The sequence below is a fragment of the Enterocloster alcoholdehydrogenati genome, from assembly GCF_013282095.1.
Taxonomy (GTDB): Bacteria; Bacillota; Clostridia; order Lachnospirales; family Lachnospiraceae; genus Enterocloster; species Enterocloster alcoholdehydrogenati.
The window spans coordinates 125291-139955 of sequence record NZ_BLTJ01000006.1 but is presented as its reverse complement, the minus strand read 5'-3'; the positions used below and the strand labels follow the sequence as shown (position 1 = coordinate 139955).

Here is a 14665-nt window from a genome sequence, read left to right as displayed (position 1 = left end):
TATTTATAACACCATTGCAGCCTGTCCCCTCCTGTCTCAGGATAAAAACAGTTCCTTTTCCCTCTGCCGTCTTCTGGTCAGCCCGTTCAGAGCCCTGCCTCCGGCCCTGTTCCATTTAAGAAATTCTCCTGCCGCGGCCTGTGTCTGCCCTGCGTTGAGAAGCTTTATCAGCGTACTCTTTTTCAATGCTCCGACTCCCAGGTTGTAGGCAAAGCTTACAAGGGCATCAAACTGGCTCTGGGTCACCGGATGGGAAAGGCAGCCAAGGACCCCCTGCTCGAATTTCCTCAGATCCTTTCTGAGCAGTTCCTCTGCCTGGGCCTGATCAATGGACGTTCCCATCACAACTCCGGCCGTATGGCCATAGCCGATGGTAGGGATCCCGGCCGCACAGAGGTAGGCTGTAAGGCGGCAGCCTTCAAACTCTTTAATGAGAGCGATTCCGCGGTCGGAAATGGAGGTTGGCCCCGCTGTCTGGGCGCCGTCTGTTACCGGCTGCTTTTCCCCGGATTCCTTCTGCGCCTTCTGCTCCGCTCCCACCGCGGTCAGGTCTGCAGCCAGTTTCGGTCCGGATCCCGGCGCTTCTCCCTGAGGGATCCCCTCCAGCATAAGAACGCCTTTCTCGCCCACAGTTCCCCTTAGAGCTGTTCCTTCCTTCACCATGGCCCCGTTTTCATCAAAAACATATGCCTTTCCTTCGATGACCTGCACGCCCTTCACCATGGCATAGTCCGTTCCAAAATAGTACCAGTTTTCCTTATAGAAATACCATACCTCCCGAACGGCATAGCCTGCGTTGTTAAACCAGTACCGTTTTCCCTCATCCTGATACCAGTCGTCTGTCACCCAATGCCCCGGTTCCAGATAAAAACGCAGTCCGCCTTCCTCCTTTACCCAGCCTTTTAACTCTCTCTCTGTGTTGTTGATTTCTGTGCATTTATTATTCATGTGTATATTTTCCTCCTGATATCCTAAAGTTCTGTAAATTCTGTAAAATATATCTTCTGACGCAGATCCACCAGCATATATCCATAGACACAGCGGTCTGTCTCAGGCTCAACCAGTTCCAGCCTCATATCCTCCGGTGTTTCCATTACAATCTCTTTCCCTCTGTAGTAATGCTTATCCAGATCAATCTCTGCATCTGCGGGCATATTTTCTGTCTGAGAGGTTTCTGAAGCCTCCTCCATGGCTTCAAACGGATACAGCGGACAGATCCTGTCGCCCTCCTTCAGTGTATAGACCTCCTTTGTCCCCTGTCTGGAATTCTCCACAGGAACAATCGAGCGGATTTCCCCGTCCTCATGCTCGTCATCAAAGCTGATCTCCATGGTGCACAGCCTCCCGTTATACAGGATGGGAGCCATGTATTCCGTATAGGACTCCAGGTTTATGGTCTCGATCAGGCACAGGATTTCTCCCTTCAGGCCAGGGTAGGACTTCTCCGGCACGGCCTGCAACTTTCCGTCCGCCCGGATCTCCACATCACTGTCGGTACTGAGCATATAATAATCCGTTCCATTTCCGCTGTCGCAGAACACAGCCAGATACGCTCCTGCCACCTCCGTAAGCTCCTCCGGGGATATTTCCAGACACACCGTTCCATCTTTGCCGTTTTCCACATTTTCCCAGAAAATTTCCTCATCATAAGCCAGGTAAGCTGCATAATCCATCATCAGTTCCTGATAGGCGCTGCAGAATCCTGCGTGCTCATAAATCCCCATATCCTCTTCCAGCTGCACGTTTGAGCCGCTTGGCAGGTAAATGGAAAGTCCGCTGGTACCCTCCATTTTGCCTGAGGCTGCCGTATCTGCCGCCAGCCTTTTAACAGCGTCCTGCAACTCCATATAAAGGGCATCCTGCTCTGGAACCATGCGGCAGGCATCCATCAGATCCATCAGATCCACCATTTCCGAAAATGTGTCTGCCCGTCGGCTTCCAAAGACCCGCAGGCTCTGGCGCTCCCGCCCCAGCTTTTCAAACAGCTCCTCTCGCTGATCCGGGGGAAGTGCTGCCAGAAACGGGTGAAATGCCTCGTGAAAGCTGTCATAAACCTCCATATCTATCAGCGTCATTGTTACCAGCACATCCTGCCCCTTTTCCTGATACCAGTTTTCATAGGAATCCAGGATCGCCTCTCCTGCCATCTTTCCCACAGGCTCCGTTTTTCCAAATTCCTCATCCCCAAATACCGTCAGCCAGCCATAATCCAGGCCGTCCTGAGGCTCCAGTTCCGGGGAGGCAATGACGTAATCAGCCATTTCGTCCAGACAGGCCGCCGTTTCTATCCCGCCCATCAGGCAGGCGTCAAAGGAGACAAAATCAAAGCCCTCCTGTCCTCTGAACGAGGTGCTGACTGCCTGTCTGAGTTCTGATAAGGTCAGGCTGTCACCGTCAAAATTGCTGTCGCTCCCATAGCCCTCTACCGGGCCTGCGCCATGATTCCACAGCACAAGGCCATAGTGGCTGGCCGGGTAGGTCTGACTGGCAAAGTTGATAAAATCCGTCAGCGTCTCCGGCTCTCCCATATTGCGCAGAGACATATATTCCATGTCCTCCACCCCCTGGTCCGTCAGGCGAAAACGGCTGTATTCATGCCCCTCTCCCTGCATCTGTGGAAGCTGCCAGGAGGCAGCGCCTCCCATCTCCACCACAAGATTAAGCGAAGGCGGATCTTCCTTCATCCCGTCCAGCGCGCGGATCATCTCTGTGATATCCGCCGTAGCCGCACCACAGTCCTCCTCCAGGTCGCTGCCATTCATATACACCATCACCGTGTACTCCGCTGGCGGGGCGCCCGCCTCATATTGCTGTACCAGGGTTCCCTGGCGGGCGGAACCGCTTATGGTAAAAAAAGCGGTCCCGGCCAGTATGGCTCCCAGGGTTCCTGCAATCCCCGAACCCTTGATCCGTAATTTTTCTTATCCATCTTTCAAATCTCCTTTATCTGTCTCTTTGGGCTGCGCCCGATGCGGCCCATGGACTCCTGTTTTATCATAATCGTTTCTCATACATTCCCTTTCTGCTTCTGCTTCTCATCACCTGAAGCCCCTGAGACGGGCTGGCATGAAACTCCTGTCTGGCCTGCATTTTAACACAAACAGAAAGAACAAATGTTTTCTTTTTCTGTTGACATTTCTGTTATACAGTGCTATGTTATATTATGCAGAACATACGTTTTCCAAATAGAGGAGTTCATCATGGAATATTTTATACTTAATTGATAAAAAAACGTTTTTGTCACCGAAGAAATCTACAAAGCCTACTGCCATGGCCAGCACAAAGAGCGCTACTTCCGTGAATCTGATATCCATAATAAGACTGTCTATTACAACGCTCTGGATACTGACGAAACAAACAGCTGCGATCTCTTGTCTGATCCTGCCGCTCCCAGCATCGAGGAAACCGCAGAAGCCGGGCTGGACTGCATTGCTTTGAAAAATGCTCTGAAAAAGATAAAAAAAGAAGAACTGGACATAGTAAGACGCATCTACTGCTATGACCAGTCCTTAAGACAGGCTGCAAAGGAAACCGGCGTGGCGCTCAGTACGCTGCATTACCGGCATAGGAAGATATTGGAGAAGCTGAAAAGGTGGTTGGCATAGGGATAGACTTAAATTAAAAAGTTATTTCCAACTTACTAAGCGCCTTATAAAGCACTGCTGTATGTACTGCCTGCGGAAACTCTCCCGCATCTACCATCACTTTTATCTGTTCTAACGGCAGTCTTTCTACCTCCAGTTCCTCAAACTCATCCAATTTTAGTGATCCCACTGGCACTACATTTCGAGCCAAATAACACCAGGCAAAATTGCTGTTAGATGAGGCGTTTGGTGCCAGCTTAAACAAAAACTCCAGTTTTTCAGCCTTATAACCTGTTTCCTCCAAAAGCTCACGTTTTGCTGCTTCCTGAGGATCTTCTCCTGGCTCAATCGCACCGGCAGGAAGCTCCCAGATCACTTTTTCAATTCCATGTCGATACTGACGCTCTATCACAAGCTCTCCCTGCTCTGTCACAGCTACTACCACTGCAAAGTCACTGGCACGATACACATAAAAAGGAGCAATCACTCTTCCATCCGGCAGCTCACAGTCACTTGCCTCCAAATTAACCCATTTATCCTTAAAAATTGTTCTCTTAGCTAATGTTTTCCAGGCCAGCGAATGTTCCATTTTCTTTTCTCCTGTTCTTATATTGTAATTTACACATTCCCCTAAAGACCTACTGACAGCAGTCTCACTATAGCCCGCCTTACTATACGGAGAAAGCAGAAGGAATGTGAGAATATTTTACTCAAAAATCCCTTTCATATTCTCCTGCATCCTCCTCTCAACGCAGGATGCCTCTTCCATATCTTCTGCACTCACCGACACATACACCTTCATCTTAGGTTCTGTTCCGGAAGGACGTACCACAACAGAGCAGTTCCCCTCCAAGATGAATTTCAGCACATCGGATTTAGGCAGACCATCCAGCCCCTCCGAATAATCCAGACAACGCAATACCTTTTTGCCTCCGATAATTTCTATGCCTTTCCGCAGAGTCGCCATAATTTCCTTCATCTTTCGGAATCCAGCTGATCCCTCAAAAGTAAAAGAATGAAGCGTATTCAAACAGTATCCATAAGTCTGATACAGCTTTTGCAGTCTTTCCCACAAGCTGATATTCTGAGCCTTATAATAAGCAAACATTTCACAGATCATAAAAGCGGCATCCACCCCATCCTTATCTCTTACATAGGATCCGCTGAGATAACCATAGCTCTCCTCAAAACCAAAGATGTACCGCTGTTCCTGTCCTTCCTTTTCCAGTAATCCAATCTGCTCACCAATAAATTTAAAACCTGTAAGAACATTCCTAGTACTTACTCCATAGTGATCTGCAATCCGCTCCGCCATATCGATGGTTACAATGGTTTTTATCATCACCGGATTTTCCGGCATAGTACCATTGGCCATCCTGCGCCCGCAAATAAAGTCAAGAAGCAGCATACCTGTCTCATTTCCGCTTAAAAGCACATGATTGCCCTTTTCATCCTTTACAGCAATTCCCACCCTATCACAATCCGGATCCGTAGCCAGCAAAAGATCTGCATTATACCGTCTGGCATACTCAATTCCCAGATCCATAGCCTCTCGAATCTCAGGATTGGGATATGGACAGGTCGGAAAATAACCATCCGGTTTCTCCTGTTCCTTCACCACAGTAATATTGGTAAATCCGCTCTCTTTAAGCGTCCGAAGCACCGGTTTAAGTCCTGTACCGTTTAAAGGCGAATAAACAATCGCTACATCCCTATCAACCACATCCTGAGAGCCAAGCACACTCTGAGACCTTACAAAATCTACAAAATCTGTTACAACCTCCGAGTCTATCCAGTGAATTCGCCCACTACCCACTGCCTCATCAAAGTTCATTCGTGAAACGCCGTCAAACACGTCCACAGCCTCAATCTCGCTCAAAATTGCAGCAGCAGCCTCGGTAGTAATCTGACAACCATCAGAACCATATACCTTATATCCATTATATTTAGAAGGGTTATGCGAGGCAGTCACCATAACGCCTGCTGCACACCCCAATTTGCGAACCGCAAAAGACAAACATGGTGTTGGCATGAGTTCATTATAAAGATATACCTGAATCCCATTTGCGGCAAACACCTGAGCCACAACTCTCGCAAACAGATCCGACTTAATCCGTGAATCATAGCTGACCGCAATGCCCTTTTCGTGGCCCCCCTGTTTCTTCACATAAGCTGCCAACCCCTGAGAAGCCTTTGCCACTGTATAAATATTCATACGATTCGTTCCTGCGCCAATTACTCCCCTCAAGCCACCGGTGCCAAACTCAAGATTGCGGTAAAAAGCATCCTCAAGCTTTGCATAATCTCCTGCCATCTGCTTCAATTCTTCTGCTACATCTGTGTCCTCTACTGCATAATCAATCCAGCGAGTGTATTCCTTTTGCATTTGTTCTGTTGTAACCATCAAGCCAGCTCCTTCCGCCAATACTCTAGGGTTTCCTCAATTGTTCTTTCCAAAGAAATCTCCTGTCTCCATCCCGTACACCCCTTCAGTTTGGATACATCTGCCTCAATCACAGGTACATCCACAGGGCGCAGACGAGCCGGATCCACATTTATGGTAATATCCGCATTTGCATAGTGCAAAATCATATCTAATATATCCTTAATAGCTACAGCATGACCCGATCCTACATTATAACTTTCTCCAGAAACTCCATGTTCCATCAGCGCTGTATAGGCCCGTACCACATCACGCACATCCGAAAAATCTCGTTTCGCACTGAGATTCCCCACACTGATCACCGGTTCCCGTAACCCCTTCTCAATTTCTGCTGCCTGTCTGCAAAAATCTGACACTACAAATGCCGATGTCTGGTTAGGTCCCACATGATTAAATGCACGAACCATCATCACATCCATTCCATATGCTTGAGCATAAATCTGTCCAATCATATTCTGACAGGCCTTTGTTGCTGCATAAATATTTCCAGGACGAAGTACATTGTTCTCCTTTATAGGAATCTCATCACACCTTACATGGCCATACTCCTCACCAGACCCGATCAAAAGTATCCTGGGACTATAATCCAGTTCTCTCACCCCATCCAGTACATTTAAACTGCCCTTTACATTCACATCTACTGTAAGTCCCGGATTCTTCCAGGATAACGCCACTGAGCTCTGGGCTGCCAAGTGGAAAATGTAATCTGGTCTTTTCTCATTCAGCAGCGAAGAGACTGCCTCTCTGTCCAAAATATTCAGATCACAAACCTCAACGCTGTCCCGTTTTATCATTTCCTGCGGCATCTTAGTAACAACAATAGACCATACGCAGTCTTTCTGTATATGGTCTATCAAATAGTTGCCTACGAAGCCTGCCGCACCTATAATCAATGCTTTCTTCATAGTTTTCCTCAATATTTATTTTAAATTGGCAATCTTAATTTCCTCTGCAACCAGAGACATATCATTATCTACCATTCTTGTTACCAGTTCTGCAAATGGGATTTCTCTTGTCCATCCAAGCTTTTCCTCTGCCTTAGCAGGATTTCCCAGCAATACATCAACCTCTGCCGGACGGAAGAATTTCTTATTTACCTTAACAATCACCTGGCCGTTTTCAGCGTTGATTCCTACCTCGTCTACGCCTTCCCCTTGCCACTTTACCTGGATACCTACATGAGCAAATGCAGTCTCCACAAACTCGCGGACAGTTCTAGTCTCATTGGTAGCGATCACATAATCATCTGGTGTTTCCTGCTGCAGCATAAGCCACATAGCACGGACGTAGTCCTTAGAATGCCCCCAGTCACGCTTGGAATCCATATTTCCAAGTTCCATGTATTCCTGAATGCCCTGCTTAATTCTTGCAACTGCATCTGTAATCTTTCTGGTAACAAACTCCTTGCCCCGACGCTCACTCTCATGATTAAACAAAATACCACTGCAGGCATACAGCCCATAGCTCTCACGATAATTCTTGGTAATCCAGTGACCGTACAGCTTGGCAACACCATAGGGACTTCTGGGATAAAATGGTGTCTTCTCAGTCTGAGGCATCTCCTGAACCAGCCCGAACATCTCACTGGTAGAAGCCTGGTAAAAATGAGCAGACGGTTTTACTGTTCGAATAGCCTCCAGCATATTTGTGACACCAGCAGCATCAATGTCAGCCGTAGCAATCGGCTGCTCCCAACTGGTTGCCACAAAAGACTGTGCTGCCAGATTGTAAACCTCATCTGCCTGTGAAATTCTCATAGCGCTGATCAGAGAAATCACATCTGTCATATCTGCATAGATAAAATGAATTTTATCCTTAATATGCTCCACATTTCCGTAATCCACAACGCTCTTTCTTCTCATGATTCCATAAACATTATAGCCCTTCTCAAGCAGAAGCTCTGCCAGATAAGAACCGTCCTGTCCTGTAATTCCTGTAATCAATGTATTTTTCATTTTTTATCTCCTTAAATATATTCATCTCTATTGCATATTTTCAGGTTTTCCAAAACCTTCTTTATATCTCCAGCGCTGTCCTTGGCACAAATCAGTGTAGCGTCTTCCGTATCCACTACAATCAGATCCTCCAAACCAACTGTGGCAATCAGTTTCTTTCCACCTTGAATGATGCAGTCTCTGGTATTTACTGTAATAATGTTCCCGTTTACCACATTTCCAAACTCATTTGTCTTTTTGATTCGCTCCACTGCCAGCCAGGATCCCACATCATCCCAGCCAAAGGTGCCGGGAAGAATATATATATCCTCTGCCTTCTCCATAATGCCATAATCAATGGACTGAGACTCCATAGCATGGAATTCCCTATCAAGCACTACCTCCTGCTCAGGTGTTCCGATAACATCTCTAATCCTTTGCAGACGATTATAGGTATCGGGCATAAACTGCTGTATATTCTTTAAGATAGAAGAAATCTTCCAGGCAAACATTCCGCTGTTCCAGAGATACTCCTCCGTAGCCAAGTATTCCTTTGCAACCTCCAGCGTAGGTTTCTCCACAAATCGATCTACTCTAAAGGCTCTGCCTTCTACCTCGTGAGAATCAAACTTAATATACCCATATCCAGTTTCCGGATAATCCGGGGTGATACCGACAGTAACAAGATTCTTGTTTTTCTCGGCCAGGCTACAGGCATCCCGAAGAGTAGTCAGAAACATCTTTGTAAACTTTATCTGATGGTCTGATGGAAGAACAAGCATAACTGCATCCTCATACTTCTTGGCCATATGAACTGCCCCCAGCCCGATACAAGGTGCTGTATTACGTCCAATGGGCTCACAGAGGATGTTTTCCTCAGGAATTCCCGGCAGCTGCTCCAGAGCAAGTTTTTTATAGTCTCTGTTGGTTGCAATATAAATATCTTCTAACTGAACTAACGGTAAAATGCGCTCAATTGTCAGCTGTATCATCGTCTTTCCATCATCTGTCAGAGACAAAAACTGCTTTGGCAGGCTTTTGCGGCTTCGCGGCCAGAAACGCTCTCCCCGTCCACCGGCCATGATCAGTGCTGTAACTTTCATGGTATACTCCTCTTTGAAACTGTAACTATTTTATAGTAAAACTATAGTTAGTCTAGCAGATTTAGTAGGCTTTTTCAACTGGTAAATGGCTTTCAATTTTCTTACGCAAAAATATTGAGCTAACCGCTTAAAACTTTCCTGCTACTTCTGAAACTGCTCTGTAGCTAAGAATTCTTTTAACATCATACTCGCATTATAGAATTTAGCAATCCTCTAGCAAATACAATATACGACCGAATTTACTACTCAAACCGTTTCAAGTTTTGTTTAAACAGTTTCCCAGGCTAGTAAACTCATATACGATTACTTATCACTTATAGTATGGCTATTCCAAACTAACGCTTTTGCTCGCCCTGATTGGTATTTACCAACGCATTGTAGAATGCTTTCTAATATTTACTGTAGTGCATCAATACAATATGGATCTATCTGCGATACTGACTCATCCATATCTAACCATGCCCGCGCACACGCCAAATCTAAACCATCATCTATATCAATACTGGTTCTTTTATCTAATATATAACGATATGGATGTTTTCCATGAAAATATTTCCACTCTACCATTTTTTCACGCGGAGCAATTAGTATTCCATCTGTTGCATAATAAAGCGGAGACAGTTCTTGAGAAGGAACATGTTCAATTCCCAACCTGTAGTTTATAGGCCCATTGTCATCCCATAAATAACGCCTAAATTTTTCCATAGAAACCAACGAATCATACCCCTCTTTAATTGCTTTTTTATATAATTTAATCGCCTCTCGATAATGTTTGGGGAATACTAACGGCGCTGTACAAGTCGCCCAAAGAATATCATCACCTTTTACATTATTACAAATATATGCAACCACTTCCCCAAATGTTTTAGTTTTCTCATCACAATACTCTATAGATCTTTTATGTGTTAATACACCTCTAGATTCTGCCATTTTTAGCATCATATCAGAGTCTGAAGAAACTACAATATGTTCTATTTCGTTTACTTCTTTCAGTTGGTTTATTTTGTTAATTAGTAAATTTGTTCCTGCAAATGGTGCAATGTTTTTATTTTTTAAACGTCTGCTTCCTTCTCTCACTGGAATAATCGCCGTAAAACTCATATACTTTTTCTCCTAACATACTATTAAATAATTCCCAAATACGCCTTCTACTTCTTCCTAAATATAAAGTTTTTTCTACTTTCCAGATTATCAATCTTTTGCTCTAAAATATCTGACTTATTGTCCAAGCGCTCCCACAAATCATAATTTTTTTTCAAATTATGCACATTATCTTTCAGTACTCCAATTGTATCTTCCTGTTTTTTAATTATTTTTTCCAAATTATCAATATTCATGTTTAATTGTTTGATTTTATCTTCATATTGAGATTTCAATAAAGAAACCTTTTGTTCATTACATAATTGTAAAGCGCCTAATACTCGTTCACGATTAAAGTCAAATTTCCATGTTCCCCTAATTCTTATTTTTTCAGGTTTCCGCTCCTCCAATTTTATTATAAAAGATGGATAGCAAGAACTAAGTTCACCGTACCCATCTGAAGTTAATACTATTGTTTGCTCTGGAATAAAGTTTTCAATCATCAGTTCTTCTTCCAAACCATTTACAACAATAGTAATTCTCAAATTTTTAAATCGTATAAAACATTTTTGATGGGGTATCCATCTAAACCTATTTTCTTTTCTAAATGTTTTCTCTGGAATTTCATAGCTAAAATCAAAGGTTCCATCTTTCAAAACATATTCAACAGTAAGGCTTTCTAGCAAAATATTATTATCTAACACTTGGAGCTGTGGGGTAATTACTGTTGGCTTATAACCAATTACTTCTTTACTTAATTTACTCAAAGTCATTTCTGTTTTATTTAAAAGTTCATTTTCTCTCTTATCCCCGCTTTCCATTATTTCTCTTATAACATAATCCAATTGGCCAAAGCTGTTTGGCATATAAAGATTTTCATTATATAAGCTTCGTAATGTATCGAAATATTTATCTGGAGACCATAATGTTGAGGATAAAATAAAACTATTATAAATGTCTTTCAAAATAATCAGTTTATAATTATTATCTCCAAACATAAGTAGTGGTGACGATATTGCTGTGCTTTCTCCTGCTATGCAGATCAATTTTTTATTTTCTTGCTTATAATAATTTACAAAATATATTGCCTCCCAAGGACTATTTTGTGACTGCATAATGGATCCGCTAATATTTTTATATTTTTCATTAAACCCCCTCTCCATTGGATGAGGCTTAATAAAAAAATCAAATGATGAACATATTATGGAAATCATTTCGAGAAAATATCGTTCAATTTCTGCACTAGTTCTTCCACTTAAAGCATAATATTGATCAAAGTATATAATTTGTGCAGCTTTCTCATTTTGTACATTAAAAATATATTTTATTTCCGACTGCATCTTTTTACATAATATAACATCCTCTAAGTACTCTCTGATTTTTATTCTTTTAACATCAAAATTGTCGGGCAAATTATACATTTGTGGATCATAACACCATGCTATAATAGACCTTTTCTCCACATCAATGTCTGCAAACATTCCATCCCTATGATTTTTCTGCCAATTTATAAAATCGTGAAACAAAATCACGCCCTCATCAATTAACATAACTGATGCATCCACTAATGTAGCTTGCTGATAAAGTGCCCTGGCAAATCTATTCTGTAATGCAAATACACCTACAATATCTCCATGATTAATCTTATAATATTCTGCTCTTTCTTTTAAATATATTTCGTCTTTAAAGGCTTCCTCAATTATCTCTACCTGTTTCCATTCCCCCATTTTTAGTATTCTTTGTGCACAAGCAACCGAATTATTCGAATTGTTGGAAACTAATAATATCGTTTCGTATTCATCCGAATTAAAATATATTTTTTTCAGAAAATAAGCTGATAATATATTTCTTTGTGAATCACAAAAAAAGTATACCTTCCCCATCTCACACCTCACGATCTTTACTATTTATAAAAGTTTTTTATTTTACTATTATACTTATAAATTTCCTTTTTTCTGAAGTTCAATAGCTTGTGATTGAATATATGTATGACGATTATGCGTATTAGTAACAAATATTGATTTCAAATATATTTTAAATAACCTAGCTGTGTACACAAAACCAAATTCTCCAATATTCCTGCATACCCCTCTCATCTTCCTAATTAATACATTTCCTTTAACCTCTACTACCTTAGGCATCTGTACTTCCTTTTTATTCATTATTTCAATCAACAGTTCATAAAACGGAGTGTTTCTAGCATATTTCCAATAGTAGTAAGAATATCTTTCTCCTAAACGTTTAATGGGCATAGAACCAGCTGCAAAATGAATAATCTTAGGAGTATTAAGTGCAGCAAAATATGCCACATTAGTCTCCATTATTTGTTGCACCCTAGGGCAAAGAACCCAAAAAACATTCCAGCTTGCATCCAAATATTTCACCTTATTACGTAATGTATAATTTAAAACATCTTGATCCTCCCACATCCATTTCTTGGATATTGCTATCTCTAATAATTGTTCTGATGTATAAATTTCTCTCCATTTTGTCACATCTACCAGCATTACTCCTGCGTTAAAATAATCACTTGGTGTATCAAGTTTAACATCTTCCATAATATGTTTTTTTATTTCATCTCTAAATCTCCAGACTTCAATTATATGGGGATCTCTTACCGCACCTACTATATTATTATCTAACTCTGCTCTATATAATTCAGCTGTATCTTCTAAAACAACTAAATCACAATCCAAATATAATATCCTTGAATACTCACAAAACACTTTTGGAATCAATAAGCGCATAAACGTTGCACGCGATAACTGTGCATTATTAAACTTAAAACTATACTTATCTAATATATGAGATACTTCTATAAAGCGCAGAGAAAAATTTTCTCTTTCCGTCAACATATACTCAAGCATTTTTTTATTATTTTCGGTAATTCGATCTGATAAAATAAGTATATCATAGTTATTGCTTTCTGCAGAATTTTCAATTATCGACTGAAGTGCAACCGATAAAATAGCAGCATAATTATTATCTGTTGCCAAAACAATAGCTATATTATTTTTTTGAAACGCAGGCAATACCTTCCTATTAATTATGGATACATCTAGTAATTCTTCTTTTTTATCCGAAAGTTCTTTTTTGCAAAAACCAACATTATCTATAATACGTCTCATTGATTCAAGGATTTTATTCCATGAATAATTATCTTCTACATAATTTCTTCCCCTTTCTCCCATAGTCAAGTATTCTGCATTATCTTGATATGTTTTATTAATAGCATTTTCAAAATCATTATAATCATTATAATAAAATCCAGCTTTGCTCCTTAATACATGGCCTTTTAATACCTCACATTTAGCTGTAACCAAAACAGGAGTTTTTACAGATAATGCTTCTAATACGACTATAGATAAACTTTCAAAATGTGATCCAATGACAAATAAACGTGCATCACGCATTAGTGCCAACTTTTCCTCGTCAGAAACAAATCCCAGAAACAAAATATCTTCTGTATTTGGAAGATCCATATCTTTTTTTCCAATCAATACTAACTTTAAGTCATTTTTGTTTCTTTGTTTATATGTAAGAAAATTGCTTATTATTTCATCACAACCCTTAGCTGGCGTGATCCGTCCTGCATATATAATATATGGCATTTGTAAGCCAAATTTTTCTCTTATGTCCGGTAAAGTTTCCTCCTGCACCAAGTCTAAACCAAAAACGCCCGTTGTGCTTGGTTTATTTTTAACATTTGGGAACTGTCTCTCTACAAACTTTCTTTCCTCTTCAGCATTGAAGAAAAACCCGTTTGGCTCATCAAAGACCCGTTTATAAAATGGTAAATGAATAGCTCGTTCATCATGTGCTGTAGGGATAAACAATGCATTAGGAATACCTAACATACATATAGCACTTGTATAGTATAAGTATGTCATAAAAATAATAACATCATAATTTTGATAATTTCTATGAATATACTCAAACAATGCTGGTGTATATGGCCCCTGATCCATAATCCACTGCACTTCATCTTCAAACTTATAATTAGACTCTAGTGCAAGCATATTATTTAAGCGTTCTTCATAGTTTTCCCATATTCTATCATGAGACGTCGAAAAACGCCTGACAACAATTTGATCAACGTTCTGCACGCCTTCTGGATAAAAATTGCTCCATGTTCCATCATCAATTGCACATGTTGTCAACACTTCCACTTCATAATATTTTTTCAACTTTTCTGCCAGTAAACGGCACTCTAATTCAGACCCGCCTGTTACCTCTAAACCATATCGATGATTAACTAACGCAATTTTTTTCATTTTAATCTCCTATATAAAATCATGTAATCTCAAGTTTCTCCTCTCCTCCAAGAACTTGAGAATGTTGCACTTCGTTGAACCCATTCAATCAAATCATGCAAATCTGGTCATTGTACCATCCATGTTCATAATACCATAGATTTCTATGTTCGTCAGCATAAAATCTCCATAGAAATCTATTCCTGAACTATTTATTTAAATTCTACTATTCATCTGGCAAGTAGAACTTAGTCTCGCAAATGTAGAA

The 14665-nt window shown here is 41.2% G+C and carries 11 protein-coding genes; 1 reads left to right on the top strand and 10 read right to left on the bottom strand.

Annotation, left to right across the window (positions count from 1 at the left end; translation table 11 throughout):
* Positions 1-36 precede the first annotated feature (36 nt).
* Together HW447_RS17875 and HW447_RS08610 are read right to left on the bottom strand one after the other, a co-directional pair.
* Positions 37-948 carry a glycoside hydrolase family protein gene (locus tag HW447_RS17875; RefSeq protein ID WP_207714801.1) on the bottom strand — a complete coding sequence of 304 codons (912 nt, stop codon included), beginning with the start codon at positions 946-948 and terminating at the stop codon, positions 37-39.
* Between the two features lie 23 nt (positions 949-971).
* Positions 972-2771: a clostripain-related cysteine peptidase gene (locus HW447_RS08610; protein WP_243176254.1), complete on the bottom strand. Its 1800-nt coding sequence runs from the start codon at positions 2769-2771 to the stop codon at positions 972-974.
* 600 nt (positions 2772-3371) lie between these two features.
* On the opposite strand from HW447_RS08610, the gene HW447_RS18000 reads away from it, so the two are divergent.
* Positions 3372-3605: a sigma-70 RNA polymerase sigma factor region 4 domain-containing protein gene (locus HW447_RS18000; RefSeq protein ID WP_243176253.1), complete on the top strand. Its 234-nt coding sequence runs from the start codon at positions 3372-3374 to the stop codon at positions 3603-3605.
* A gap of 13 nt (positions 3606-3618) precedes the next feature.
* Here HW447_RS18000 and HW447_RS08600 read toward each other — a convergent pair whose 3' ends face one another.
* The 8 genes from HW447_RS08600 to HW447_RS08565 all read right to left on the bottom strand — a co-directional run bounded on the left by HW447_RS08600 (position 3619) and on the right by HW447_RS08565 (position 14418).
* Positions 3619-4173 (bottom strand): NUDIX hydrolase, encoded by a 555-nt coding sequence (locus HW447_RS08600; protein WP_176254905.1) that lies wholly within the window; start codon positions 4171-4173, stop codon positions 3619-3621.
* Positions 4174-4290: 117 nt separating this feature from the next.
* A complete protein-coding gene (locus HW447_RS08595; protein WP_176254904.1) occupies positions 4291-5988 on the bottom strand; it encodes a phospho-sugar mutase in 1698 nt (565 codons plus the stop codon).
* Positions 5988-6932 carry a GDP-mannose 4,6-dehydratase gene (locus tag HW447_RS08590; RefSeq protein ID WP_176254903.1) on the bottom strand — a complete coding sequence of 315 codons (945 nt, stop codon included), beginning with the start codon at positions 6930-6932 and terminating at the stop codon, positions 5988-5990. Before HW447_RS08590 ends, HW447_RS08595 begins: the two co-directional genes overlap by 1 nt.
* A 15-nt stretch (positions 6933-6947) precedes the next feature.
* Positions 6948-7982, bottom strand: coding sequence for a GDP-mannose 4,6-dehydratase (gene gmd, locus HW447_RS08585; protein WP_176254902.1), 1035 nt, complete (start codon positions 7980-7982; stop codon positions 6948-6950).
* Positions 7983-7993: 11 nt separating this feature from the next.
* Positions 7994-9064, bottom strand: a complete 1071-nt coding sequence (locus tag HW447_RS08580) for a mannose-1-phosphate guanylyltransferase (protein WP_176254901.1) — start codon at positions 9062-9064, stop codon at positions 7994-7996.
* Between the two features lie 396 nt (positions 9065-9460).
* Positions 9461-10165, bottom strand: coding sequence for an acylneuraminate cytidylyltransferase family protein (locus HW447_RS08575; protein WP_176254900.1), 705 nt, complete (start codon positions 10163-10165; stop codon positions 9461-9463).
* 47 nt (positions 10166-10212) lie between these two features.
* Positions 10213-12027 (bottom strand): hypothetical protein, encoded by a 1815-nt coding sequence (locus HW447_RS08570; RefSeq protein ID WP_176254899.1) that lies wholly within the window; start codon positions 12025-12027, stop codon positions 10213-10215.
* 54 nt (positions 12028-12081) lie between these two features.
* Positions 12082-14418: a glycosyltransferase gene (locus HW447_RS08565; RefSeq protein WP_176254898.1), complete on the bottom strand. Its 2337-nt coding sequence runs from the start codon at positions 14416-14418 to the stop codon at positions 12082-12084.
* Between the last annotated feature and the right edge of the window lie 247 nt (positions 14419-14665).

Excerpts from the sequence above, each read along its gene's own strand:
- HW447_RS08565 (WP_176254898.1), bottom strand. The coding sequence starts at position 14,418 with ATGAAAAAAATTGCGTTAGTTAATCATCGATATGGTTTAGAGGTAACA.
- HW447_RS08570 (WP_176254899.1), bottom strand. The coding sequence starts at position 12,027 with ATGGGGAAGGTATACTTTTTTTGTGATTCACAAAGAAATATATTATCA.
- HW447_RS08580 (WP_176254901.1), bottom strand. The coding sequence starts at position 9,064 with ATGAAAGTTACAGCACTGATCATGGCCGGTGGACGGGGAGAGCGTTTC.
- HW447_RS17875 (WP_207714801.1), bottom strand. The coding sequence starts at position 948 with ATGAATAATAAATGCACAGAAATCAACAACACAGAGAGAGAGTTAAAA.
- HW447_RS08595 (WP_176254904.1), bottom strand. The coding sequence starts at position 5,988 with ATGGTTACAACAGAACAAATGCAAAAGGAATACACTCGCTGGATTGAT.
- HW447_RS08600 (WP_176254905.1), bottom strand. The coding sequence starts at position 4,173 with ATGGAACATTCGCTGGCCTGGAAAACATTAGCTAAGAGAACAATTTTT.
- gmd (WP_176254902.1), bottom strand. The coding sequence starts at position 7,982 with ATGAAAAATACATTGATTACAGGAATTACAGGACAGGACGGTTCTTAT.
- HW447_RS08575 (WP_176254900.1), bottom strand. The coding sequence starts at position 10,165 with ATGAGTTTTACGGCGATTATTCCAGTGAGAGAAGGAAGCAGACGTTTA.
- HW447_RS08590 (WP_176254903.1), bottom strand. The coding sequence starts at position 6,932 with ATGAAGAAAGCATTGATTATAGGTGCGGCAGGCTTCGTAGGCAACTAT.
- HW447_RS08610 (WP_243176254.1), bottom strand. The coding sequence starts at position 2,771 with ATGGTGTATATGAATGGCAGCGACCTGGAGGAGGACTGTGGTGCGGCT.